Origin of the sequence: Mycobacterium sp. Root265 (assembly GCF_001428895.1) — a bacterium.
Classification (GTDB): domain Bacteria; phylum Actinomycetota; class Actinomycetes; order Mycobacteriales; family Mycobacteriaceae; genus Mycobacterium.
On record NZ_LMJA01000022.1, the window covers coordinates 40015 to 64437 of the forward strand.

Consider the following 24423-nt stretch of genomic DNA (forward strand, 5'->3'; position numbering starts at 1 on the left):
GTTAGGCTGTGGCCATGTCTAGCAGCACCGCGGTAAAGAGGTCAAGGGACGGCGATTCAACCACACGCCGTGCATTGATCAGGGCGACTGCCCAGATCATGCTGGACGAAGGCTATGCGGCGGCGACCTCGCGGCGGGTGGCCGCGCAGGCCGGGGTGAAGCCGGCGCTGGTGCACTACTACTTCCCCAGCATGGACGAGCTGTACCTGGCCGTGCTGCAGGCCGGTGCCGAGGTCAACCTGGACCGGCAGCGCCAGACCCTCAGCGCCGACGCTCCCCTGCACGCGTTGTGGGAGCTGAACAACACCACCGGAGCCCAGCTCTGGATGGAGTTCATGGCGCTGGCCAATCACCGCAAGGCCATCGCCGGCGAGATCGCCACCTACGCCGAACGATTCCGCGATCTGGAGGAGGCCACGCTCAGCGCGGCGCTGCGCGCCCACGGCGTGGACACCGAGGCGTTCCCGCCGGTGGTGATGTCGATGATCGTGGCCAGCCTGGCGCGCATCATGGTGCTCGAAGAGGGCCTGGGGATCACCCGCGGTCACCGCGAGGCGAAGTCCTTCGTCGACGGCTACTTGAACCGGTTCGAGCTGCCCGGCAGGCCGGCTTAGAGACCGGCGCGTTCGAGAGCTTCTTCGTACTCCTCATCGGCGACCCGCTCACTCTTGCCGGCGGCCACCGCACGTTCCCAGACGGCCACGACCTCGTCGGAGACCAGCGCGAACTTCGCATCCCAGGTCTCGGAGTCGAACCGCCAGTAACCCGTGACGTCGAGCTGGTCGACGGTCCAGCCGGCACCACGCAGATACTTACGCACCGAACGTGATTCGGCGGCCTCGCCGGCGAACCAGCAGTACCCGCGGCCGGCGGGCATGTCGTACTCGCGGACCAGCCGGGCGAGCTCGCCGGCCGCATGGCCGTTCCCGGTACCCACCGACGCAATGACGGTGACGTCCGGGTGCGCGGGCAGGTAGGCCAGGTCCTCCTCGTCGGCCACCTCCACGATCGCGGTGACCGGCATGCCGCCCGGCAGGCTCTCGATGATGCGAGCGGCAGCAGGCAACCCGGAGAGGTCGGCCACCAGCAGCTGCCATTCGGTGCTCGGTTCCGGGCGGTACCAGGACCGGGCGTGGTCGAGCCCGACCCGGTCACCCGGTGCGGCGCCGGCGGCCCAGGTGGTGGCAACCCCGCGCGCGTGCAGCACGACATCGATCACGATGCGGTCGCCGTCGGAGTAGCGGACCGAATAGTTACGGCCCTCGCCACCCGAGTCCGGGAAGTAGATGCCGACGGCGGAGTCCCCGCCCTGTTTGACGTCGAGGACCTCGGGTTCCTCGACCCGCAGGGTGATCCGGCGCAACCGCGGGTTCAGGAGTTCCGCCTCGACGACGGATGCATGCGAAAAGCTCATGTGGATACACGCTAACTCACAACGCTCAGGCCGCGAGGTGTCCCCACATCGGGCCCAATTCCGTCCACGGACCGATGGCCGCGATCTTCCCGTCGACCAGCACGACCACCCTGTCGGCCTGCGCCAGCGCCGCGCGTTTCGACGACGCACCGAGCACGGTGATGCCGCGAGCCCGTAGTCCGGCCCACAGCGCCACCTCGGTCACCGCGTCGAGTGCACTCGAAACATCATCGGCGAGCAGCAGTTCCGGCTGCACGGCCAACGCTCTGGCCAGCGCCAGCCGTTGCACCTGACCCCCGGACAACCGAACTCCGCGGTGGCCGACCAGCGCATCGGCGCCACCGGCCGCCTCGATGTCTCGGCCCAGCTGCGCGTCGGCGACGGCCTGCCCGATCTCGCGGTCGTGGTCGAGACGGATGTTGTCGGCGAACGTCCCCGAGAGCACCCGTGGCACCTGCGCCACGTGCGCGACCTGTCCTGGTCGCAGGAAGGTCTGGGCATCGTCGACTTCCACCCCGTTCCACCGGATGGTGCCGGTGTGGCCGACCAGACCGCACAACACCGACAGCAGAGACGATTTGCCCGACCCCACCTGGCCGAGGAGCAGGACCAGTTCGCCTGCCTCGACGGTGAGGTCGACGCCGGTGACGCCGCGGGTCCCGTCCTCGTGCACCGCGGTCAGCCGGCGAAGCTCCAAGCGGTGCAACGCGGTACGGGGTGTCCGGCCGGGAAGCGGGGCCGTCCCGGCCTGCAGGTCGACTCCGGCCGGTATGTCCATCAGGTCGGCGCCGCCGGCGAAGCGGGTGGTCTCCAGCTGCCAGGCGCGGGTGCCGGGCGCTCCGGTTACCACGGCGCCGGCCACGCTGCCGAAATAGTCGAAGCCCGCGACCGCGCCGGAAACCATCAGTGCCGCAGCCAGACTCCATCCGTCGATCAGGTAGACGATCCACGCGGCGACCACACCCAGCTGCACCATCACCACCGGCACACCGAACAGGACCGACTCGATCCGGTGCTCACGCACCGCGGCCTGGACACGGCCCCCGTCGACACCATCGAGGTGTTCGCGCACATCGCTCGTGGACGCCGCGAGCTTGACCGTCCGCACACATTCCAGCACCGACACCAACGTGCGGCCGAAGTGCGCGCGGGTGGTGGACGCGGCCGCGGCCGACCGTCCTGCCATCGGGCGCCCCGCCACCGACGCGACCGCCGAGGCGATCATCACCGCCAGCAGGATCGCGCCCGCGATCGCCGTCCCGCTCAGGAACGAGGCGAAGACGACGATGATCAGTCCGCTGACGACGTCGTTGCAGCGATCGGCGTAGCGCAGGAAACGGTCGGAATCCAGCACCCGGGACACCACTTCGCCCGGCGGGGTCCGCTCCAGACGGTGCTGCCGGGTCTGGGCGTCCAGGACGGTCATCCGGATCCGCAGGGAACAGGCGGCCCACCACGGGACGAATCGACGCACCGCCCAGGCGAGGAAGAACGGTTCGGCGACGATGCTGACCACCGTGGCCACGGTGAGCGCCACCGAGGTCTGGCCCTGCTCCAGACTCTCGACCAGCCGGCCCCACACATACCCGCTGACGGCACCGGTCGCCCCCACCAGCCCGGTGACCAGGAACAGTGCGCTGCCCAGCAGTCCCCATGCCGGCAGGACGGCCACCATGCGGGCGATCCCGCGGGTCAGGCTGGACCCGGTGCCCAGGTCGGTGCCTGCGGGCCGGTCGCCCTGCCGTCGCAGACCTCCGACCGTCGTGTCGCTGTGTGCCGCAACGCTTCTGGGCGGCGTGACGTCCACGTGCTGCGCGCCGGAGGCATCGAGCAGCCGCCGGAACGGCCCGGCGCGTGACTCCAGTTCGGCGCGCGACCCCTGGTCGATGATCCGGCCGCCGTCGAGCACGGCGATGTGATCGGCCCGCTGCACCGTGCTCAGCCGATGAGCGATCAGGATGCCGGTGCGGTCGGACAGCAGGCGATCCGCGGCACGGACCACCCGGTCCTCGGTGAGCGGATCCATGCGCGCGGTGGCCTCGTCGAGTACGACGACCCGGACGTCACGCACCAGCAGCCGGACGAAGGCCACGAGCTGTTCCTCACCCGCGGACAACGTGGTTCCACCGGGCCCCAGCAGGGTGTCGACACCGTCGGGCAGGCTGTCGATCCACGAGGTGAGGTCGAGTTCGGCAACCGCCTTGAGCACCCGCTCCCGCGGCAGGTCCGCGAACAACGTGATGTTCTCGGCCAGCGTCCCCGCCAGGATCTCGGTGCGCTGGGTGACCACCCCCACCGAGGACCGCAGCTGCTGCAGGTCGAGATCCAGCGCGTCGACTCCGGCGATGTACAGCGACGCGGGTTCGGGATCGACGGCCCGGGACACCAATGATGCGAGCGTTGATTTCCCCGAACCTGTCCGGCCGACCAGCGCGCAGGTCGTGCCCGCGGGGACGTGCAGGTCGATGCCGTCAAGGGCGAATGTGCCTTCGGCATAGGAGAAGTGCAGGTCGTCGAACCGGATGTCGACCGCTCCTGCGGGAATCGGTTCGCCACCAACGGGTTCCGACTCGCTGTCCATGAGCTGGCGGATGCGGATGACGGCACCCATCCCCGCCTGCAGCTCGGGTAGCTGGCGGGCGAGCTCGGCGATCTCGTTGACCAGGGTGGCGCTGACCAGGAAGAGGGTGATGAGCTGGGCGATCTCGAGGCCGCCGCCGGATACCAGCGCCACGCCGGCCACGACGACACCGGCCAGCAGCGCGTGCAGCAGCCCGCCGGCGCGCAGGGTGATCCGCGATTCGACCGACACCACGGCGCGGACCCGTTGCAGTACGTGGCCCGACAGTTCGGCACACCGCCGGAGCAGGAAGGCCTGGCCGAGGCTGGTACGCAGATCATCTCGTGCGGCGATGCCCTCTTCCATCATCGCGGCGTGTTCCGTCCAGGCGATCTCCTCGACCACCTTGCGGTCGCTGAGCTGCCGCAGCAGCGGCCGGATCACCAGAACTGTCAGCGGCGCGACCACCGGAAAGATGAACCAGGCGGGCCACCAGGTCAGGCCGGCGACGATCCACATCGGCACGGTGGACACGAGCGTGCGCATGGCGTCCCAGAGCTGTTGGCGCGCCAGCGACCCGACCTCGTGGGTGTCGTCGTCGACGCGGTCCAGCACCTCGCCGACCGCCTGCTCCGAGAGACGGTCCAGCGGCTGATTCAGCGCCGCGGTGAGCAGGTCGGCCCGCAGTGCGCCCTCCGCGCGGTCCACGACGCTCGCCCAGAGGGTGCGTCCGAGAGTGTCGAGCACGGCGTAGCCGAGCAGGCACAGGGCCAGTGCCGCGAGGGTGGTCCACACCGGCGTCGCCGCCACCCGCCCGATGATGACGGTGCCCAGGGCCTGCAGGGTCGCGGCAATCGCCATCGCGATCAGGGCCGTTCCCGCGCCGCGCCGACGAAGACGGCGCCAGTCCACGGTGCGATCCGGATGCGAAGTCATCGCCTCGCAAGGTACGCGTCGCGTCAGTCGGCGGGCCAGGCGCGGCGGCGCAGCAGCCGTAACCCGTTGAGGGCCACGATGATGGTCGAGCCCTCGTGCCCGGCCACACCCAGCGGTAGGGGCAGGTACCAGAACAGGTCCCACACCACCAGCACCACGATGAAGGTTCCGGCGATGGCGAGATTGGCCAGCACCATCCGGCGTGCGCGCCGGGCCAGGGCCAGCACCGCCGGTATGGCGGCCAGGTCGTCGCGGACGGTGACCGCGTCCGCGGTCTGCAGGGTCAGGTCGGCACCGGAGCTCCCCATCGCGATCGACGCGTGGGCGGCCGCCATCGCCGGAGCGTCGTTGACCCCGTCGCCGACCACCAGCACCCGCCCGGGCAGTTCCCGCACCGCGGCCACCTTCTGATCGGGCAGCAGTTCGGCGCGCACCGCGGCGATGCCCACCTCGTCCGCCAGATGTGCTGCGGCCCCGGCATTGTCGCCGGTCAGCAGCACCGGTGGATGCGTGGTGAGACCCGACAGGGCTCGCACCGCGGTCGCCGCGGCGGGGCGCGCGGTGTCGCGCAGCCCGATCACCCCGGCCACCACCCCGTCGATGACGACGACGACCGCGGTGACGCCGGACCGCTCCATCTGGGCCGCCTCGGGTATCGTCGGACCCGGTGCGCCGGCGGGATTGACCACCTCGACGCGGTGGGTCTGAACCGTCGCCCGCACGCCGCGCCCGGGGACGGCCCGGAAGTCCAGCGCCCGCGGGATGTCGAGCCCACGGTCGCGGGCGTGCGCCACGATCGCACGCCCGAGGGGATGTTCGCTGTACTGCTCGGCCGCCGCGGCCGACCGCAACACCTCGCTCGACGTGGCGGCCACCACCCGCGGTGTCCCCGTGGTGAGGGTGCCCGTCTTGTCGAAGGCGACGGTGTCCACGGTGGCCAGTTGTTCCATCGCGACAGCCGATTTGACCAGCACGCCACGCCGTCCCGCGGTGGCGATCGCCGACAGTAGCGGCGGCATGGTGGCCAGCACGAGCGCGCACGGGGAGGCCACGATCATGAACGTCATCGCCCGCAGCAGCGCCGAACGCAGGTCCTCCCCGAACAGCTGCGGCACGACGAACAGGGCCAGCGTCGCGGCCACCATGACCACCGAGTAACGCTGCTCGACCTTCTCGATGAACAACTGGGTGCGGGCCTTGGTGGCCGACGCCTCGGCCACCAGGGTGACGATGCGCGCCACCACACTGTCGGCCGGGTCGCGGATCACCGCGGCCTGCAAGGCGCCCGCGCCGTTCAAGGTGCCTGCGAAGATCTCGTCGCCGACACCCACAGCGACCGGTAGCGACTCGCCGGTGATCGACGACTGGTCGACATCCGACGCGCCGCTGCGCACCGAGGCATCGGCGGGAATACGCTCCCCGGGCCGCACCTGGATGCGGTCGCCCACCCGCAGCTCGGTGGCCGCCACCACGCGCTCGACACCGTCGTCGATCAGGGTGGCGCGCTCGGGCGCCAGATCCAGCAGTGCGCGCACGGAATCGGCGGTCCGCGTGGTGGCAAGGTCCTCGAGCGCGCCCGAGGTCGCGAAGATGACGATCAGCAGAGCGCCGTCGAAGACCTGGCCGATCGAGGCCGCGCCCACCGCGGCGAGCACCATCAGCAGGTCGACATCGAGGCGCCGTTGCCCGAGCTCGCGCAGTCCGTCCAGCCCGGGCTGCCACCCTCCGGCGGCGTAGCACGCGAGATACAGGACCCACCAGACGATCTCCGGTGCGCCGAGCAACTGGGTAGCCAGTCCGAGCGCGAAGAACACCAGGGCCAGGGCCGCCCAGCGCACCGAGGGCAGCGACCACGCCCCTCTTCGCGTCGACCGGCGTGTTCGCGCTTCTGCATCCCGAACGTCCGTCATCACGTTGACATCAAAACATGTAGAGTTATACATGTCTAAAGGTAAACCGGCGTCGTGGTTCAATTGACGAATGGGACACGGCGTCGATGGACTCACCCCTGCGGTGACGTCACTGGACCCCGCCTCGGCCGCCAAGGTCGCCGAGACCCTGCAGGCCCTCGCCTCCCCGAATCGGCTGCTGATCCTCACCCGGTTGCGCCAGTCGCCCTGCACGGTGACCGACCTGTCGGCCGCCGTCGGCATGGAGCAATCCGCGGTCTCCAATCAGCTGCGACTACTGCGCGCGCTTGGCCTGGTGGCCGGCGATCGGGCAGGCCGCAACATCGTCTACCGATTGTTCGACAACCACGTCGCACAGCTGCTCGATGAGGCGGTTTATCACATCGAGCATCTGCGCCTGGGCGCGCGCGACGACACCGCCTGAACCGCGACACCCGGCGTTTTACCGCATCGCTTTTCGATATCCGCCGCCTCGGCAATACAGCTGTATGGAGCAAATCCCGCGGAGTTAGCACCTGAGCCAAAGCGGAAGCCGCTGACCGGCGCAGCAAAGATCTTGAACACTGGGCAGAACGTTGCTGGGAAGCGCCACCGCGATTTCTGGGAAGTCGGCCTCAGTTGCTACCGGTAACCTCCGGCCGCCGCGCGACGGTTCCGTCGGCCCTGGCTACCTGCTAACTTCGCTGATTGTGTGCACCCCACCGGGGGGAACGCCGTTATTCGGACGACTCAGGAGTGAAACACCGTGAAGACCACGAGCATCGCGGCCGCGTTTGCGGCTGCGGCCATCGCAGCCGCAGGGGCGATCACCGCGTTCGGTGCGCCGATCGCGATTGCCGACGACCTCAACACCGTGAACACCACCCATCTCGGCAGCCAGGCCGAGCTCACCGACGGCAATGTCGTGCAGGGCTGGACGGTCACCGGCCTGAAGGTCAGCACCGACACCATCCCGTATCAGCCGCAGGGCACCCTGTGGGAGGCCACCGCCACCGACAAGGCCATCCAGGGCAGCGCCCAACCCATCGTGTCCAACTTCAACGCCCGCGCCCGGGACGGCCAGACCTACCGCGCGCTGTTCGGCGTCCCGACCGCGCAGGGTGTCAACCCGTCAGCCATCGCGCAGGGCCAGCAGACCTCCGGCAAGGTCTACTTCGACGTCACCGGTTCCGCGCCGGACAGCGTCGTCTACGCCACCAACGCCACCGACCTGATCGTCTGGGTCACCCCGCCGCCGGCGTCCAGTTCCGGTGGTGGCGCCGCGGCCAGCGGCACCCGGACCTACCAGGCCCCGGCCGCGACGACGCCGTCGACGTCAAGCACCGAGACCTCCACCACCCAGACCCCGGCCGCTCCGGCGGACGCCGAGGCGACCACGCCCGCACCCACCACGGTGCCGGCGGGCAGCCAGGGCACCCCGCTGCCCGAGGGCACCGCCGAGACCGCCCCGGTGCCGGCCGGCAGCCAAGGCACTCCGCTGCCCGAGGGTGAGCCCGGCCTGACCCCGGCCGGCGTGCAGGAAGCTCCGGTCCCCGCGGCCGCCGCTCCGGCTCCGGCCGCCGAAGGCATCGCGCCGGCCCCGGCCGCCGTGGAAGGCGCCCCGGCAGCCCCCGTGGCCCCGGCCGAGGCCGGCAGCCAGGGCACCCCGTTGCCCGAGGGCGCGGCACCGATCACCACCCCGGTCATCGCACCGCCCGCCGCCTGATCCACACCGAAAAAGTCCGGCGCCCTGGCCAAAAGCCAAGGCGCCGGACTTTTTTCGTCAGGCGATCAGGAGTGCGTGGTCCACCAGTTGTACAGGTGATCCAGCGTCGGCCCCGCCGGACGACCCTGGGTCACCGCGATCATCTGCTGGTCGATATCGGTCCACGCCAGCATCGGATTGTCGTTCTGGATGCCGCAGACCAAGGTCCCGCTGACCTCGTGCAGCGACGCGTTGTGCCGCCACGGTCCGGGTGACTGGATCCGGCCCGGGCAGTCCACCACGGTCGACGTCGACGCCAGATCCTCGATGGCGGCATTGAGCGCGGCGGTGTCCAGCAGCAGTGAGTACGTGGCGGACATCGGGCCGCCCGGGTCCCTGTTGACCGTGCAGGCGATGGTCGACATCGCGCCTTCCAGCCGGGCCACCGGCTTGCACGCGCCATCCGGGTAGCCCTTGGGCAGCGCCTTCATCAGCCGCGCGTTGGGATCATCGGCGTCGTCCGAAGCCGGTTCCGCCGCTGAGGTTTCCGGTGCCGCGGACCGTTCGGCGGCGGGCTCATCCGGCGCCGACGGGCGCAACAGCAGATACGCCGCCCCGGCACCGATGGCCAGCACGGCGGCGCTGATCCCGATGATCAGGCCGATATTCGGTCCGCGCCTCGCCGGCGGGCGCGGGACGACGGGCGGAGGTGAACCACCCGAATTCCATGTGCTCACGCCGCTCCCTCCTCACGTTTCACCGTTACCACGCTAGGCGATGGACAGCGCAATGCCGTCCAGGATGTCGTGCTCACTGACCACGAGTTCGCTCAACCCGGCCCGTTCGGCCAGCACGCGGGTCAGTTCCTGCACGATGATCGCCCCACCCGGGATGACATCGGCCCGGCCCTCGTGCATGGGACCGAGCGCCAGTCGCTGCTCCCCGGTCATCGCGAGGAGCTGCTCGCAGACCGGCAGCAGATCGCTGAAAGCCGTCCGCGACAGATGAATCGCGGCCGGGTCGTAGGCCGGCAGCCGGTGTGCCAGCGCGGCCAGCGTGGTGAAGGTGCCCGCCACGCCCACCCAGGTGCGCGCGCCCTCGACCGGCACGACCGCCAGCGCCTCTGCGAGCCGTTCCCGCACCACCGCCCGGGCGGCGCCGATCTCGGCTGCCGTCGGCGGATCCGAATGCAGGCAGCGTTCCTTGATGCGCACGCAGCCGATGTCGGCCGAGAAGGACGCTGTCACCTCGGAGGCACCCAGCACCAACTCCGTGGATCCACCGCCGAGGTCGACGACGACGAAAGGCGCTGCGTCGGTGTCCAGTTCACCCACCGCTCCGCGGAACGACAGCTCGGCTTCCTCGGTGCCGGTGATCACCTCCGCGACCGCGCCCGGCGACACCGAACCCAGCAGCCGCGCGGTCATCGCGAAGAACTCGTCACGGTTACCGGCATCCCGGGCCGCCGACGTCGCCACCATGCGGACTGTGCGCACGCCGTGCTCACGCATCAGGTCGACGTAGTCGGACAGTGCGGACTCGGTGCGCGCCAGCGCTTCCGGCGCGAACTCCCCGGTGGCGTCCACACCCTGGCCCAGGCGCACGATGCGCATCTCGCGGTGCACATCCCGCAGCCGCCCGTCCTCGCCGGGTTCGGCGATGAGCAGCCGGATCGAATTGGTCCCGCAGTCGACTGCGCCGACCGTCATGTCCACACCTCGCTGTCCAGGATTCCGGCCATACCGGGTTCGGCGGCCAGCAGGGCGAGCGCCTCATCGCCGAACGGGTTCACCCCCGGCCCCTTGGCCAGTGCGTGCGCCATCACCACGTGCAGGCACTTGACCCGGTCGGGCATACCGCCGCCGGTGAACGTGGTGCCCAGCGATTCGATGGCATCGCGTTCGGCGAGGAAGGATTCGTGGGCGCGCAGATAGGCCGCGGCCAGCTCCGGATCCTCGGCCAGCCGGTCGGTCATCTCCCGCATCAGGCCCGAGGACTCCAACCGGCTCGCCGCGGCGGTCAGCACCGGATGGGTCAGGTAGTACAGCGTCGGGAACGGGGTGCCGTCGGGAAGTTTGGGTGCCGTCTTCACCACGGCGGGTTCGCCGTTGGGGCACCGGTACGCGATCTCCAGGACGCCGCGCGGCTCACGGCCGAGTTGCTGCGCGACGGCGTCCAGGTCGGCCTGGTCAACCACCGGCGGGCGGGGGGTCAGCAGGGACGTCGACCGATTCGGCAGGCACGGGGGCCGGCGTGATCACCGGCGAAACCCCATGTGGGGCATCGGCAATGGTGTGCCACAGCGAGGTGTACCACGGGTCACCGGATTTCACCTCCGGGGCATCGGGGCCGGTCACCGGGGCCGCGGTGGCACCGGGGGGCAACTGCACCTGATAGGGAATGTCGCCGGGCATCACGAAACCCAGACGTTCGCGGGCCTGGGCCGCGATGAACACCGGGTCGGCGAGCTTGATCTTCTGCTGCTCCAGATCTGCGATCTGCGAACGGAGCTGCGCTTCAACGGTTTTCAACTGATTCATCTCGGTTCGCTGGGCGAAGTAGGTGCGCACCGGGCCGGCGATGGTCAGCGTGAGCACACACACCACCGCGGCCAGGATCGCCGCCCGCCGGGCAGCCGACCCGAAGCGCTGATCGGACTGCTGCTCGGCGGATTCGGCGACCGATTTGCGGATCGCCTCGGCGACGGTGTCCTGGCCGGCATCCGGGGATGCTGCCCCAGTTTCGCGGACCTCGGCCGCTTCCCGCGCCTCGCGGCCCTCCCGGCTCTCGATGGCGCGCGGTTCACGCCGCGACGCCGAACGCGGACGGCCCGCCCCGCCCGCCTTGCCCGGCCGGGGGGCCGGGCCGCGGCGGCGCGGATCGGGCCGTTTCGCGTCGGGCATGGAGCGTTTCTACTGGCTCGCAGGCGCGAAACGCGGGAAGGCCAGGTCACCGGCGTACCGTGCGGCGTCGCCGAGGGCTTCCTCGATGCGCAGCAACTGGTTGTACTTCGCCACCCGCTCGCTGCGGGCCGGCGCACCGGTCTTGATCTGACCGCTGCCCACCGCCACCGCCAGGTCGGCGATGGTGGTGTCCTCGGTCTCACCGGAACGGTGGCTCATCATGGTGCGGTAGCCGCTGTTGTGCGCCAGCGACACGGCATCCAGGGTCTCGGTCAGCGTGCCGATCTGGTTGACCTTCACCAGCAGCGCGTTGGCGGCACCCTTCTCGATGCCCTCCTCCAGGCGCTCGGGGTTGGTGACGAAGAGGTCGTCACCGACCAGCTGCACCCGGTCGCCGATGGCGGCCGTCAGTGCGACCCAGCCGTCCCAGTCGTCCTCGGACAGCGGATCCTCGATGGAGACCAGCGGGTACCCGTCGAGCAGACCGGCGTAGAACTCCGCCATCTGCTCCGCGGTGCGGGTCTCCTTCTCGAACGCGTATCCGGTGCCCTCGGTGTGGAACTCGGTGGCCGCCACGTCGAGCGCCAGCGCGATCTCGGTGCCGAGCTTGAAGCCGGCGCCTTCGATGGCGGTGCCGATCAGATCGAGCGCGGCCTTGGTGCCGGGCAGATCGGGCGCGAAACCGCCCTCGTCACCCAGACCGGTGGACAGGCCCTGCTTCTTGAGCACCGACTTGAGCGAGTGGTAGACCTCCGCACCCCAGCGCAGCGATTCCTTGAAGGTGGCCGCGCCGATCGGGGCGATCATGAACTCCTGGACGTCCACCCCGGTGTCGGCGTGGGCGCCGCCGTTGATGATGTTCATCATCGGCACCGGCAGGATGTGGGCGTTGGGTCCGCCGATGTAGCGGAAGAGCGGCAGGCCGGCCGACTCGGCCGCACCGCGGGCCACCGCCAGGGACACGCCCAGGATGGCGTTGGCGCCCAGCCGCGACTTGTCCGGTGTGCCGTCCAGGTCCAGCAGCGCCTGGTCGATCAGCCGCTGGTCGTCGGCGGACAGCCCGATGACCGCCGGGGCGATCTCGTCGAGCACGGCCTCGACGGCCTTCTCCACGCCCTTGCCGCCGTAGCGGCTACCGCCGTCACGCAACTCCACAGCCTCGTGCTCGCCGGTCGAGGCGCCGGAGGGCACTGCGGCCCGGGCGACTGTTCCGTCGATCAGGGCCACCTCGACCTCAACGGTCGGGTTACCGCGCGAATCCAGGATCTCGCGGGCTCCGACCTGTTCGATGATGGGCACGGGCTCCTCCTTGGTGAAGACTGATCTCTTACTGGGTCTTGTGCTCATAAGAGCCTAGAGGTTGCGCGTCGGCGCGGCGTGCTCAGATGGGATGACCGTCGGCGTAAGCGGTGGCCCAGTCCCGGACGCTGCGCGCGTACTGGTTGGACAGGTTGTAGGCGCGCAGCGCCTCCATCCAGCCCCGCGGGGTCGACAAGTCCTTGCCCCGCCAGCACAGATAGCCCGCCGCCGAGAGCGCCGCGTCGTCGAAGTTGTCCGGGCTGATGACGTTGTCGTTGTTGGCGTCCACCCCGTACAGCCGCCAGGTCTCCGGGATGAACTGCATGGGCCCCATCGCCCGGTCCAGGTGCGGATCCCCGTCCAGCGCTCCGTTGTCGGTGTCGAGGATCTGCATGTTGCCCAGCGTGCCGTCGAGCTGCACACCACGGATCGGTGGGCGCACGTCGCCGTTCGGCGCGATGGTGGCCCCCTGATAGGTGCCGTGATGGCTCTCGATCATCCCGATACCGGCCAGCGTCGTCCAGGCCAGATTGCACTTGGGGTTGACCACCTGGGCCACCCGCGCGGCATAGGCGTAGGCCTCCAGTGCCTTGGCCGGGATGCCGATCGCCGGTGCCAGCTCGGCCGCCCAGTCGCCGAGCTGGTCGGCGGGCCGGCCGGTGGCGTTCGTGTCGATCTCGGGGACCGCGGCGCCGCGTGGCGGCGGCACACCCTCGGGAATCGGGTCACCGGTCTGGAACGAACAACTGGAGGCCAGCAGCAGCAGCGTCGCGGTCAACACGGCGGCCACCCGCCACCAACGGAGCCGTCGTGTCACCGCGCTCGGTGCCGGTTCCGGGTCGGAGACCACCGCGGGAACGGTCGGCGCCGGGCGCGACACACTCCCTATGTCGGACAAGGCTCTCCCTCAAACCACCGGCCAATTGGGGCCGATATCCCCCGATCAAGAGTAACGGTGGCGCCGACCGGCATCCCTGAACGAACGCTTGGGAGCTGAATACCGAGGTATGCCTATCCAATGTCTGTCGAACAGGTACTGTGCTGACATTCACTAGAGGAGGTTCGATGGGACGGCATTTCGCCTGGCAGATACCGGTTGTCGCGGCAGCACTCATTCTCAGCGGATGTTCGAGCAACAGCTCGGACAGCGGCTCGGACGCGTCGACCTCGAGTGCCACGTCGGGCGCGTCGGCGACCAGCTCTGAGGCAGCGGCCCCCAACCCGCTGACCGAGAAGGTCGGCGACGAGTACAAGGCGTATTCGATCGCCCAGGTCGATGAACTGATTGCCGCCGTCAAGGTGTTCACCGACGCGGTCCGCGCTGGTGACGTGAAGGCCGCCCAGGACGCCTACGCGCCGTCCCGTATGCCGTGGGAGCGCATCGAGCCGCTCGCCGAGCTCATTCCGGACGTCGACGGCAAGGTCGACTCCCGCGTGGACGACTTCGCCAACGAAGACGATCCGGCATTCACCGGCTGGCACCGCCTGGAGTACCTGTTGTTCGTCAAGAACACCACCGATGGCGGCGCCCCGTTCGCCGACCAGCTCGACGCCGATATCGCCGGGCTGAAGGACGAGATGGCCAAGCTCGAGGTGCCACCGCTGAAGGTGGCCACCGGAGCCTCCGAGCTCATCGAAGAGGTGTCGTCCGGCAAGATCACCGGTGAAGAAGAGCGGTACTCCAAGACCGACCTGTGGGACTTCGACGCAAACCTGCAGGGTTCACAGGCCGCCGTCGACAAGCTCACGCCGGCCCTTCAGGAGGTCGATCCCGCGCTGCTCGGCAAGATCGACGGCGGCATCACCGAGATCTACGCCACCCTGCAGCCCCTGCGCCAAGGTGACGGCTGGGTGCTCTACTGCACCGAAAACGACCCTTACCCGTCTGACCGGTGCCCGGCCGTCACGGTGACGCCCCAGGTCATCGATACTCTCAAGGCGCAGTTGGCCGGCTTGTCCGAGAATCTGTCGCAGGTCTCGGGAGTACTGAAACTGCAGTGACGCAGGAGTCACCACGTCGCGGGATCTCCCGCCGCGGATTCGTCGCGGGTGCCCTCGGTACCGGCGCCGCGGTGGGAGCGGGCGCGCTCGCGGGCTGTTCCTCGGACAGTGCGTCGCCCGGGGTCACCGCCACCGAACGGTTCATCGAATTCGAGGGCCCGCACCAGGCCGGGATCACCGCGCTGCCCATCCCCGAACAGGGGCTGATCGCATCGTTCAACGTGCACGCCCGCAACCGCGCCGAACTGACCTCGACGCTGCGCGAGCTCACCGACGAGATCCGCGGCCTGATGGCCGGAAAGCCGCCCGAGACAAGGGATCCCGCCTATCCACCGGTGGACTCCGGGATCCTCGGCGAGAAGCCGCCCGCCGACAATCTGTCCATTGTGGTCGGTGTCGGGGCATCCCTGTTCGACGGCCGCTTCGGGTTGGCCGATCGCAAACCCCGCGAGCTGGTCACCATGCCGTTCCTGGCCAATGACCGGCTGGATCCCAAGCTGTCGCACGGCGACATCTCCATCATCTTCGAGTCCGGCCACAACGACACGATGCAGTTCGCGTTGCGGCAGTTGATGCGTCGCACCCGCAGCGATCTGGTGTTGCGCTGGATGATCGACGGCTACGCCCGGGGCATCGGCGCCGGGCGCGCCGCCGTCAGCTCGAACAAAGACGCCGCCACCCCGCGAAACCTGCTGGGGTTCAAGGACGGTACCTCCAATCTTGATGTGGCCGACGACGCCGTGATGAATCGCCATGTGTGGGTGGGTGCCGACGACGACGAGCCCGACTGGGCCGTCGGCGGGACCTATCAGGCCGTGCGCATCATCCGGAACTTCGTCGAGTTCTGGGACCGTACCCAGCTCATCGAGCAGGAGGCACTGATCGGCCGTGCCAAGGTCAGCGGCGCACCGCTCGGCATGACCGGCGAGTTCGACGACCCGGACTTCCCGGCGGACCCGGACGGCGCTCGGATCAAGCTGAACGCGCACATCCGGCTGGCCAACCCGCGCACCCCGGAAACCGAAGAGAACCTCATCCTGCGCCGCGGCTTCAACTACTCGCGCGGTTTCGACGGCGCCGGCCGCCTCGATCAGGGCCTGGCGTTCGTCGCCTACCAGCGCAGCCTGCAGAAAGGCTTCCTGACCGTGCAGGAACGGCTCAAGGGCGAGCCGCTGGAGGAGTACATCATGCCCGTGGGCGGCGGGTTCTTCTTCGTGCTGCCCGGGGTGACGGGCCACGACCGGTTCCTCGGCGACCGGCTCGTCGACTACTAGTCGTAGTAGAGTCCCGCTCGTGACCACGCCGGCAAGACGCGCGCACCGGCTGCGCGCTGGGCTGGTCGGTGTCAGCGCAGCGGCCGGCACCACCGGTGCGCACGCCGCCGCGTCGGGCGTGTTCCCGCACGGCGCCGCCCTGGTCGCGGCGCTGCTGGTGTGCGCCACCTCGGGTGCGGCCGCGGCCGGCATCCGGCTGCAGAACCGGCACGCCCAACTGCTCGCACTGATCGCGGCCCTGGGCGCCGCGCAGTTGCTCGGTCACCTCACCCTGGCGTTGGCCGGCGGCCATCACGGTGGGGGCGGTCTGGGCCTGAGCCCCGCCATGTTCGCGGCCCACGCCGGGGCGGCGGTGGTGCTCGGTATCGCCATCGGCGCCGTCGAGCACCTGTACCTGGTGTGCTCATCGGTGCTGCGCTGGCTGCGGCTCTTCGCGACCGTCAGCCCGCGCCCGGCGCCTCCGCGCACCCGGCGCCGTACCAACAACGTTGTCGCACAGTCACTTCTGTGGCGTACCGGGCTGGGCATGCGCGCCCCGCCGATGGGTGGCGTCGCGACCGCATAGCGGTCGCTCCTGTCACGATGCCGCGCCCCTCCGGTCGCGGCCGTCCGCACGCCTGCTTCATCGGGCGCTGCGTCCCACCCATCGCTTCTGCTGAAGGCAGCTTTCATGACCCAATCCGGCGACACCGTCGAATCCACGTCCACCACCGACCCAGGACCACCGCGGCGCAGTTGGCGCCCCCTGGTGGTGCGCCTGCACTTCTACGCGGGCGTGCTTATCGCCCCGTTCATCCTGATCGCCGCGCTCACCGGCGGCCTGTACGCGATGGCCCCGTCCATCGAACGCGTCGTCTACGGCGACATCCTGACCGTGCCGGAATCCGGCCGGCCCATCGCGCTGGACGACCAGGCCGCCGCCGCGCAGAACGCCTTCCCGGCGTTGACCATGACCGGCATGCGCCCGGCCGCCGATCCGGGTGACTCCACCCGAGTGTACTTCGCCGACCCCTCCCTCGACGCGGAACTGCAGCGTGCGGTCTTCGTCGACCCGTACACCGGGCGGGTGCTCGGCGACGAGGCGAGCTGGCTGGGTTACCTGCCGGTGAGCACCTGGCTGGACGGCTTCCACCGGCACCTCAACCTCGGCGAACCGGGCCGCGTCTACAGCGAGCTCGCGGCCTCCTGGCTGTGGGTGGTCGCCCTCGGCGGCGTGGTGCTGTGGCTGACCAAGGCGGCCGCCGAGCGTCGCCGCAACCGGCCCGGCCGCGTGCTGCGCCTCGATCGCAGCCTCAAAGGCCGTGCCCGCACCATGAACTGGCATGGCACCACCGGTGTGTGGCTGCTCGCGGCACTGCTGTTCCTGTCCGCGACCGGCATCACCTGGTCGACGTACGCCGGGGAGCACGTCACCGAACTGCGGTCGGCGATGAACTGGAAGCGTCCGGCGCTGGACACCGCCCTGACGCCGGCGGCGGCCGTGGTGCCCGACGAACACGCCGGCCACACCGGGCACACGGCACCGGAGAGCGATTCCGGACCTGTCGATTTCGATGCGGTGCTTCGCGCCGCGGCCGGCGCCGGTGTGCGCCTGCCGCTGGAGGTGACGCTGCCCGCCGAACCCGGACAGGGCATCGGCGTTGCCGAGATCGAGAAGCCCTACCGGCTGACCACGAACGCCGCCTCGGTGGATCCGGCGACCAACACGGTGACCAGCGAAATCGATTACTGGCGTGACTATTCGGTGGTCGCCATGCTCGCCGACTGGGGTATCCGCGGGCACATGGGTCTGCTGTTCGGCCTGCTGAACCAGCTGCTACTGCTCGGTATCGCGGTCGCGCTGGTCGCGGTGATCGTCGGTGGATACCGAATGTGGTGGCAGCGCCGCCCGACCCGCGGATCAGCGTGGGCGGTCGGCCGCCCACCGGTGCGGGGCGGCCTGCGGCGGCTGTCCCCTGTCACGATCGGTGTGCTGACGGTGGCCGCGGTGGCGGTCGGCTGGTTCCTTCCGCTGCTGGGAGTCTCGTTGGCCGCCTTCGTGGTGCTGGACCTCGCCATCGGTGCGGCCAAGCGGCGCAAGGAGCTTTCCGATGCGTAGGTTTCTGATCGCTCTGGTCGTCGCGCTGCTGGCCACCGGTTGCACCTCGCCCACCGCGGAGCACTCCGACCACGCGATGGCCTCCGAGGTGGTGCTCGAAGAGCAGTGGGCGTCGGCCGGCGACGGCGAGATGGCCGCGGTGTTCGGCACGCTGGTCAACCACGGGCACCACGAGGCCCGCATCGTGTCCGGCAGCTCGCCGGCGGCGGGTCACGTCGAGGTGCATGAGGTCGCCGGCGAGGCCGGTACGAAAACCATGCGCCCCAAGGAAGGTGGGATCGTGCTGCCGGCCGGCGGGAGCCACGAACTGGCGCCGGGCGGTGATCATCTGATGCTGATGGATCTCACCGCACCGCTGTCGGCGGGCTCCGATATCGCACTCACGGTGCAGTTCGAGGACGGTTCCACGCTGCCGGTCACCGTGCAGGTGCGGGACTTCGCCGGGGCCAACGAGGAATACCAGCCCGAGCACAACGGCCATGGTTGATGTCAACCGGCGGCGCCTCCTCACCGGGGGCGCCGCCGCGCTGGCCGCCGGCGCCGCCCTCACCCAATGCGGGGCCGCGCAATCCGCCACCCCGGCAGCCGACGGTTTCGGCGGTAACGCCGAGCCGTTTTACGGCACGCACCAGGGCGGCATCACCACCGCGCCGCAGGCCCACGCGCTGTTCGTCGCACTCGATCTGACGCCGGATGCCGGGCGCAGCGCCCGCGCGACGCTGGCCGCGGTGCTCAAGCTGTGGTCGGCGGACGCGGCCAGGCTCACCCAGGGCCGACCTGCCCTCGCCGATACCGAACCCGAACTGGCCGCACGTCCGGCACGACTGACCGTCAGCGTCGGGTTGGGCCCCGCACTGTTCGACGGCATCGGACTGGCGCACCGGCGGCCGCCGACCGCCATCGCGATGCCCGCGTTCCGGACCGACCGGCTCGACCCGGCGTTCTGCGGCGGCGACGTGCTGCTGCAGATCTGCGCCGACGACCCGATGGTCGTCGCGCATACCAGCCGGGTGTTGCTGAAGAACGTGCGGGCGATGACGCGGCAACGCTGGCGTCAGAACGGTTTCCGGCATGCGCATGGTGCCGACGGATCGGGCCGCACCATGCGCAACCTGATGGGGCAGGTGGACGGCACCGCGAACCTCCGGGATGCCGGAGAGTTCGACCGGTTCATCTGGGACGAGGGCGCCGGGCAGCCGTGGTTCGCCGGGGGCACCATCCTGGTGCTGCGCCGGATCCGCGCCGAGATGGACACCTGGGACGAACTCGACCGGGCCAGCAAGGAATTCGCGGTGGGCCGACGTCTGGACACCGGCGCCCCGCTGACCGGGACACGTGAGGACGACGTGCCCGATCTGGACGCGCAGGTGGGCGGCATCCCGGTCATTCCGCCCAATTCGCATATCGCGCTGGCACGTCACCACAATGACGACGAGCGGTTCCTGCGGCGGCCCTACAACTACGACGATCCCCCACCCGCCGGGGTGACCACCGACAGCGGGCTGATCTTCGCGAGCTATTTGAGGGACCCGGCGCGCCAGTTCATCCCGGTGCAGCAGCGATTGGCCGACGCGGACGCGATGAACCAGTGGATCACCACGGTGGGGTCGGCGACGTTCGCGATGCTGCCGGGTGTGGCCGAGGGCGACTGGTTGGGGCAGACCCTACTGTCATGACCGCCGAAACTGTATTCCAGAGGGCAAAGTTCGAGAGCCCGCCGTCTGGAATACAGTTTCGGCGAAGAGGGTTCAGCCGGGCCAGTGGGCGCGCCATTCGTCGGCGCCGATCGGCTCTGACGGCGCCTCCCCGATGGCGTCGCCGCCGCGGGCGGCCTCGATGGCCTGCTCGGTGCGGCGGACCGTGTCGATGAACTCCAGTGTGGCTGTGCGCAGGGTGTTCTCGGCGTCGGAGTCCACCCCGATCCGCACCTCGCGCAGCGCATCGGGGATCAATTCGTCGGGGATCCCCGCTCCGGCGCAGCGTTCGAGCACCTTCTGCGTCAGCGCCAGCGCGGGCTGTCCGGTCGGGACATCGTCCATGCAGGAGTCGCGCACCTTCTCGTTGCGCTTGCGTTCCTCCCACTGGGCGAGCTGCTCCTCCAGTGACACCGAGTCACCGGCGAGCACCCCGGCCGCCCGGTTGCCCAGTTTGCGGACCAGCGCGTCGGCGACATCGTCGATGCCGAACGGGTGAGCCGGCGCGTCCTCGGCGATGCGGGCGTGAAAAAGCACCTGCAGCAACACATCTCCGAGTTCCTCGCGCAGTTCCTCGGCGTCGCCGCCGCGCACCGCGTCGAACAGCTCGTAGGTCTCCTCCAGCAGGTAGCGCCGCAGCGAATCGTGGGTCTGCTCGCTCTCCCACGGGCCGTCGGTGCGCAGCTTGTCCATGATCGCGACCGCGTCGACCAGCCGCTCGCCGGCCTGCGGGCCGGGCGCCGCGATCAGCTGCTCCCCCGCCGCCAGCCGGGCCTTCACACTGGGATGGTCGGGATCCGAGGACAGCAGCACCGGGGCCGGTTCGCCGGCGTAGTCCGGGCGCGCCGAGGGCAGCGACCACGGCACCTTGATCGGCATCTCCTCGGTGTACTGCACGTCACCGGCGAGCAGGCCGACGGCTTCCACCGGCACCTGGGAGGGCCGGCGCGGGTCGACCAGGACGACTGTCATTGCGCACCTCCCATAGCGGTGATGTCGACCTCATTGGCCGGTCGACCGTCCAGGGCCAGCAGAAGACCCGCAACCGCTTGCAGCAGTTCGAGATCGCGGATACGCGGGGCGCCCACCCCGGTGCCTGCCCGCGGAATCGGGATCTGCACCGTCGACGTCGTCGCCCGGTAGGCCGACCCCGGGTAGACCCGCTTGAGCCGCATCTGACCGGAGTCCAGCAGCGTCAACGGTGCGACCTTGATGGTGGCATCGGAGATCGTCGCCACCTCGGTGACCCCGTATTCGCGGCACAGCAGCCGCAGCCGCGCCACCGCGATCAGGCGTTGTGCCGGCTCGGGCAGCGGACCGTAGCGGTCGACGAGTTCCTCGATGACGCGGTCCACCCCGGCCGCGTCGGAGGCCGCGGCCAGCCTGCGGTAGGCCTCCAGCCGCAGCCGGTCGCTGCCGATGTAATCCGGCGGGAAGTGGGCGTCGACCGGCAGGTCGATGCGCACATCCTTGGGTTCCTCGACGGTGCTGACGGTCTTGCCGTCCACGGCGGCGCGGTAGGCCTCGACGGCCTCACCCACCAGCCGCACGTACAGATCGAACCCGACGCCGGCGACGTGGCCGGACTGTTCGACACCCAGCACGTTGCCCGCGCCGCGAATCTCCAAGTCCTTCATGGCCACTGCCATACCAGCGCCGAGTTCGTTGTTCTGGGCGATGGTGGCCAGCCGGTCATGGGCGGTCTCGGTCAGCGGCACCTCCGGCGGATACAGGAAGTACGCGTACCCGCGCTCGCGGCTCCGGCCAACCCGGCCGCGCAGCTGGTGCAGCTGCGACAGACCGAAGGTGTCGGCGCGCTCCACGATCAGGGTGTTGGCGTTCGAGATGTCCAGGCCGGTCTCCACGATGGTGGTGCAGACCAGGATGTCGTAGTCACGATTCCAGAAGCCCTCGACGGTCTTCTCCAGGGTCTCCTCGGCCATCTGGCCGTGTGCCACCACCACGCGCGCCTCCGGCACCATGGCCTGTACCCGTGCGGCGGCCTGATCGATCGACTTGACCCGGTTGTGGATGTAGAACGCCTGCCCGTCGCGCAGCAGTTCGCGGCGCAGCGCCGCGGCGACCTGCTTGTCGTCGTGCGGGCCGACGTAGGTGAGCACCGGGAACCGTTCCTCGGGCGGCGTCAGGATGGTCGACATCTCGCGGATGCCGGCCAGGCTCATCTCGAGGGTGCGCGGAATCGGGGTGGCGCTCATGGTCAGGACGTCGACGTGGGTCCGCAGGCTCTTGATGTGTTCCTTGTGCTCGACACCGAAACGCTGTTCCTCGTCGACGATCACCAGCCCGAGGTCCTTCCAGCGCACCGCGGTCTGCAGCAGCCGGTGCGTGCCGATGACGATGTCCACCGAACCGTCGGCCATCCCCTCCAGGGTGGCCTTCGAGTCGGCCCCATCGGTGAACCGGGACAGCCCCTTCACGGTGACCGGGAAGCCCGCGGTGCGGGCGGTGAAGGTCTGCAGATGCTGGTCGGCCAGCAGTGTCGTCGGCACCAGCACCGCCACCTGCTTACCGTCCTGCACGGCCTTGAATGCTGCGCGGACCGCGATCTCGGTCTTGCCGTAGCCGACGTCACCGCAGATCACCCGGTCCATCGGGACCGGCTTCTCCATATCGGCCTTGACCTCGGTGATGGCGGTCAGCTGGTCCATGGTCTCGGTGAAGCCGAACGCATCCTCCATCTCGGCCTGCCACGGGGTGTCCGGCCCGAACGCGTGGCCCGGCGCGGCCTGGCGTTTGGCGTACAGCGACACCAGCTCACCGGCGATCTCCCGAACAGCCTTGCGCGCCTTGGTTTTCGTGTTGGTCCAGTCGCTGCCTCCGAGGCGGCTCAGGGTGGGCGCCTGGCCGCCGACATACCGGGACAGCTGGTCCAGGGAGTCCATCGGCACGTACAGCTTGTCGGTACCACCGCCCCGCTTGGACGACGCGTATTCCAGCACCAGGTATTCGCGGCGCGCGCCGCCGATCACCCGTTCGGTCATCTCGACGAACTTGCCGATGCCGTGTTGATCGTGCACCACCAGATCGCCTGCGGCCAGCGCCAGCGGGTCGACGACGTTGCGGCGTTTGGCGGCAAGCCTTTTCCCGTCGGTGGCCGCGACCCGGTTACCGGTGAGGTCGGTCTCGGTGATGATGACCAGGTTGGCCCCGGGGATCACCAGCCCGTCGTGCAGCGGTCCCTTGAGCACGCCGACCACGCCGGCCGCGGGCTGCGCGCCGGGCTCCAGAAGCGCTGCCGGCGTGTCGGATTCACCGAGCTGTTCGACGACGCGGTGCGCGGTACCGGTGCCCGGCGTCACCACCACGCCGTATCCACCGGTGAGGACATGCGCGCGCAGCATGGCGAAGATCTCCTCGACCGCGTTTTGGCTCCGCGCCGAGGGAGCGGGCCGGATATCGAGTTCCAGCGCCGATTCGTCGTTGAGCTGGCTCAGCGTCCACCAGCGGCCGGCCGCGGCCCGCACCTCGTCGAGTTCGCGGAAACCGGAACCGCCGAGCGCTTCGATATCGACCGGTGCGGCCCCGCCGATGGCAGCGACCGACCAGGACGCCTCCAGGAACTCCCGGCCGGTGCGGATCAGGTCGGCGGCGCGCGAGCGCACCTTCTCCGGGTCGCACACCAGCACCGGCGTGCCCTCGGGCAGGTGCGTGGTGAGCAGGGTCAGCGCGTCGGGCTGCAGCACCGGCAGCAGCGCCTCCATCCCGTCGACCGGAATGCCCTCGGCGAGCTTGGCCAGCATGTCGCCGACGCCGCCGGCGACGGTGTTGTCGGTCTGCGGGCCGGCGTCGACGAGTTGACCCGCGCGTTCCTTGACCGCATCGCTGAGCAGGATCTCCCGGCACGGAACGGCCACCAGGTGATTGATCTCGATCTCGGTGATGGACCGCTGATCGGCCACCGAGAACATCCGCATCTCGCTGACCTCGTCACCCCAGAACTCGACGCGCACAGGGTGTTCGGCGGTCGGCGGGAAGATGTCGAGGATGCCGCCGCGGACCGCGAACTCGCCGCGCTTGGCCACCATGTCCACCCGGGTGTAGGCCAGCTCGACCAGCCGGGCGATGGTGGCATCGAAATCGGAATCGGCCCCGACGGCGAGCGTCACCGGTTCGATGTCACCGAGGTCGATCACCATCGGCTGTAGCAGCGAGCGGGTGGTGGTGACGACGACCCGCAGCGGTGGCCCCAGGTGTTCGTCCTCGGGATGCGCGAGCCTGCGCAGCAGCATCATCCGGGCGCCGACCGTCTCCACGCCGGGTGAGAGCCGCTCGTGGGGCAGCGTCTCCCAGGACGGGAACAGCGCGACGGCGTCGCCGAAGACGGCCTGCAGTTCGGCGGTCAGGTCGTCGGCCTCGCGGCCGGTGGCGGTCACCACCAGCAGCGGGCCGGTGCGCGCCAGCGCGGCGGCGGCGAACAGCCGCGCGCTGGCCGGCCCGACCATCGCCAGCGAGTCCGGACGGGTCTGTGCGCGGTCGATCAGATCGGTGAAGGTGGGCGAGCTGAGCGCCAGGTCGACGAGCCCCGCGATCGAGTTTTGGACATGCGTGTGCCCCGGTGCGGTCATGATGGCTCCATCCTAGGCGGCACCCTTCAGTGACGAATCTCGCGCCGGAATACCCGGAATTTTG

Annotated in this window: 20 protein-coding genes; 9 read left to right on the forward strand and 11 right to left on the reverse strand. The window is 69.7% G+C overall.

All coding sequences use genetic code 11. The features are described from left to right. Nucleotides 1-14 precede the first annotated feature (14 nt). Nucleotides 15-614 (forward strand): TetR/AcrR family transcriptional regulator, encoded by a 600-nt coding sequence (locus ASE48_RS16740; protein ID WP_082614274.1) that lies wholly within the window; start codon nt 15-17, stop codon nt 612-614. Here ASE48_RS16740 and ASE48_RS16745 read toward each other — a convergent pair. The 3 genes from ASE48_RS16745 to ASE48_RS16755 are packed head-to-tail and all read right to left on the reverse strand — an operon-like array spanning nt 611 to nt 6820. Then, complete coding sequence (locus tag ASE48_RS16745) at nt 611-1414, reverse strand: siderophore-interacting protein (protein ID WP_057168239.1); 804 nt, start codon at nt 1412-1414, stop codon at nt 611-613. The genes ASE48_RS16740 and ASE48_RS16745 overlap by 4 nt on opposite strands. Nucleotides 1415-1439: 25 nt before the next feature. Continuing rightward, nucleotides 1440-4910, reverse strand: a complete 3471-nt coding sequence (locus ASE48_RS16750) for an ATP-binding cassette domain-containing protein (protein WP_057168240.1) — start codon at nt 4908-4910, stop codon at nt 1440-1442. A 23-nt stretch (nt 4911-4933) separates the two neighbouring features. Then, on the reverse strand, nt 4934-6820 hold the full coding sequence (locus tag ASE48_RS16755; protein WP_057168241.1) for a heavy metal translocating P-type ATPase: 1887 nt from the start codon (nt 6818-6820) through the stop codon (nt 4934-4936). A 70-nt stretch (nt 6821-6890) separates the two neighbouring features. Here ASE48_RS16755 and ASE48_RS16760 point away from each other — a divergent pair, with 70 nt between their 5' ends. Both ASE48_RS16760 and ASE48_RS16765 read left to right on the forward strand, forming a co-directional pair. After that, entirely contained in the window at nt 6891-7244 is a 354-nt protein-coding gene (locus tag ASE48_RS16760; RefSeq protein WP_057168242.1) for an ArsR/SmtB family transcription factor, read from the forward strand. Between the two features lie 321 nt (nt 7245-7565). After that, the gene (locus ASE48_RS16765; RefSeq protein ID WP_057168243.1) at nt 7566-8525 is read left to right on the forward strand and encodes an MPT63 family protein; all 960 of its coding nucleotides are present in this window, start codon (nt 7566-7568) and stop codon (nt 8523-8525) included. Between the two features lie 65 nt (nt 8526-8590). Here the strand turns inward: ASE48_RS16765 and ASE48_RS16770 are convergent, their stop codons facing one another. The 6 genes from ASE48_RS16770 to ASE48_RS16795 all read right to left on the reverse strand — a co-directional run bounded on the left by ASE48_RS16770 (nt 8591) and on the right by ASE48_RS16795 (nt 13523). Then, the gene (locus tag ASE48_RS16770) at nt 8591-9241 is read right to left on the reverse strand and encodes a hypothetical protein (protein ID WP_057168244.1); all 651 of its coding nucleotides are present in this window, start codon (nt 9239-9241) and stop codon (nt 8591-8593) included. A 33-nt stretch (nt 9242-9274) separates the two neighbouring features. Beyond that, a complete protein-coding gene (locus ASE48_RS16775; protein ID WP_057168586.1) occupies nt 9275-10213 on the reverse strand; it encodes a Ppx/GppA phosphatase family protein in 939 nt (312 codons plus the stop codon). Beyond that, complete coding sequence (locus ASE48_RS16780) at nt 10210-10701, reverse strand: DUF501 domain-containing protein (RefSeq protein WP_057168245.1); 492 nt, start codon at nt 10699-10701, stop codon at nt 10210-10212. The genes ASE48_RS16775 and ASE48_RS16780 overlap by 4 nt, the downstream gene beginning before the upstream one ends. After that, nucleotides 10694-11407 (reverse strand): FtsB family cell division protein, encoded by a 714-nt coding sequence (locus ASE48_RS16785; RefSeq protein WP_057168246.1) that lies wholly within the window; start codon nt 11405-11407, stop codon nt 10694-10696. Before ASE48_RS16785 ends, ASE48_RS16780 begins: the two co-directional genes overlap by 8 nt. A gap of 9 nt (nt 11408-11416) precedes the next feature. Next, a complete protein-coding gene (gene eno, locus ASE48_RS16790; protein ID WP_057168247.1) occupies nt 11417-12706 on the reverse strand; it encodes a phosphopyruvate hydratase in 1290 nt (429 codons plus the stop codon). A gap of 82 nt (nt 12707-12788) precedes the next feature. Beyond that, nucleotides 12789-13523, reverse strand: coding sequence for a lytic transglycosylase domain-containing protein (locus ASE48_RS16795; RefSeq protein WP_057168587.1), 735 nt, complete (start codon nt 13521-13523; stop codon nt 12789-12791). A gap of 248 nt (nt 13524-13771) precedes the next feature. Here ASE48_RS16795 and ASE48_RS16800 point away from each other — a divergent pair, with 248 nt between their 5' ends. The 6 genes from ASE48_RS16800 to ASE48_RS16825 all read left to right on the forward strand — a co-directional run bounded on the left by ASE48_RS16800 (nt 13772) and on the right by ASE48_RS16825 (nt 19755). Continuing rightward, a complete protein-coding gene (locus ASE48_RS16800) occupies nt 13772-14707 on the forward strand; it encodes an EfeM/EfeO family lipoprotein (RefSeq protein ID WP_057168248.1) in 936 nt (311 codons plus the stop codon). Then, nucleotides 14704-15981, forward strand: a complete 1278-nt coding sequence (locus ASE48_RS16805; protein WP_057168249.1) for a Dyp-type peroxidase — start codon at nt 14704-14706, stop codon at nt 15979-15981. Before ASE48_RS16800 ends, ASE48_RS16805 begins: the two co-directional genes overlap by 4 nt. Nucleotides 15982-16000: 19 nt before the next feature. After that, entirely contained in the window at nt 16001-16546 is a 546-nt protein-coding gene (locus ASE48_RS16810) for a hypothetical protein (protein WP_057168250.1), read from the forward strand. A 105-nt stretch (nt 16547-16651) separates the two neighbouring features. Further along, the gene (locus ASE48_RS16815; RefSeq protein ID WP_057168251.1) at nt 16652-18079 is read left to right on the forward strand and encodes a PepSY-associated TM helix domain-containing protein; all 1428 of its coding nucleotides are present in this window, start codon (nt 16652-16654) and stop codon (nt 18077-18079) included. Next, complete coding sequence (locus ASE48_RS16820; protein ID WP_057168252.1) at nt 18072-18566, forward strand: copper chaperone PCu(A)C; 495 nt, start codon at nt 18072-18074, stop codon at nt 18564-18566. Before ASE48_RS16815 ends, ASE48_RS16820 begins: the two co-directional genes overlap by 8 nt. Then, on the forward strand, nt 18559-19755 hold the full coding sequence (locus ASE48_RS16825) for a Dyp-type peroxidase (protein ID WP_057168253.1): 1197 nt from the start codon (nt 18559-18561) through the stop codon (nt 19753-19755). The genes ASE48_RS16820 and ASE48_RS16825 overlap by 8 nt, the downstream gene beginning before the upstream one ends. Before the next feature lie 72 nt (nt 19756-19827). On the opposite strand, the gene ASE48_RS16830 is transcribed toward ASE48_RS16825, so the two are convergent. Continuing rightward, nucleotides 19828-20745 carry a nucleoside triphosphate pyrophosphohydrolase gene (locus tag ASE48_RS16830; protein ID WP_057168254.1) on the reverse strand — a complete coding sequence of 306 codons (918 nt, stop codon included), beginning with the start codon at nt 20743-20745 and terminating at the stop codon, nt 19828-19830. Continuing rightward, nucleotides 20742-24359: a transcription-repair coupling factor gene (mfd, locus tag ASE48_RS16835; RefSeq protein WP_057168255.1), complete on the reverse strand. Its 3618-nt coding sequence runs from the start codon at nt 24357-24359 to the stop codon at nt 20742-20744. Before mfd ends, ASE48_RS16830 begins: the two co-directional genes overlap by 4 nt. Nucleotides 24360-24423: the final 64 nt, after the last annotated feature.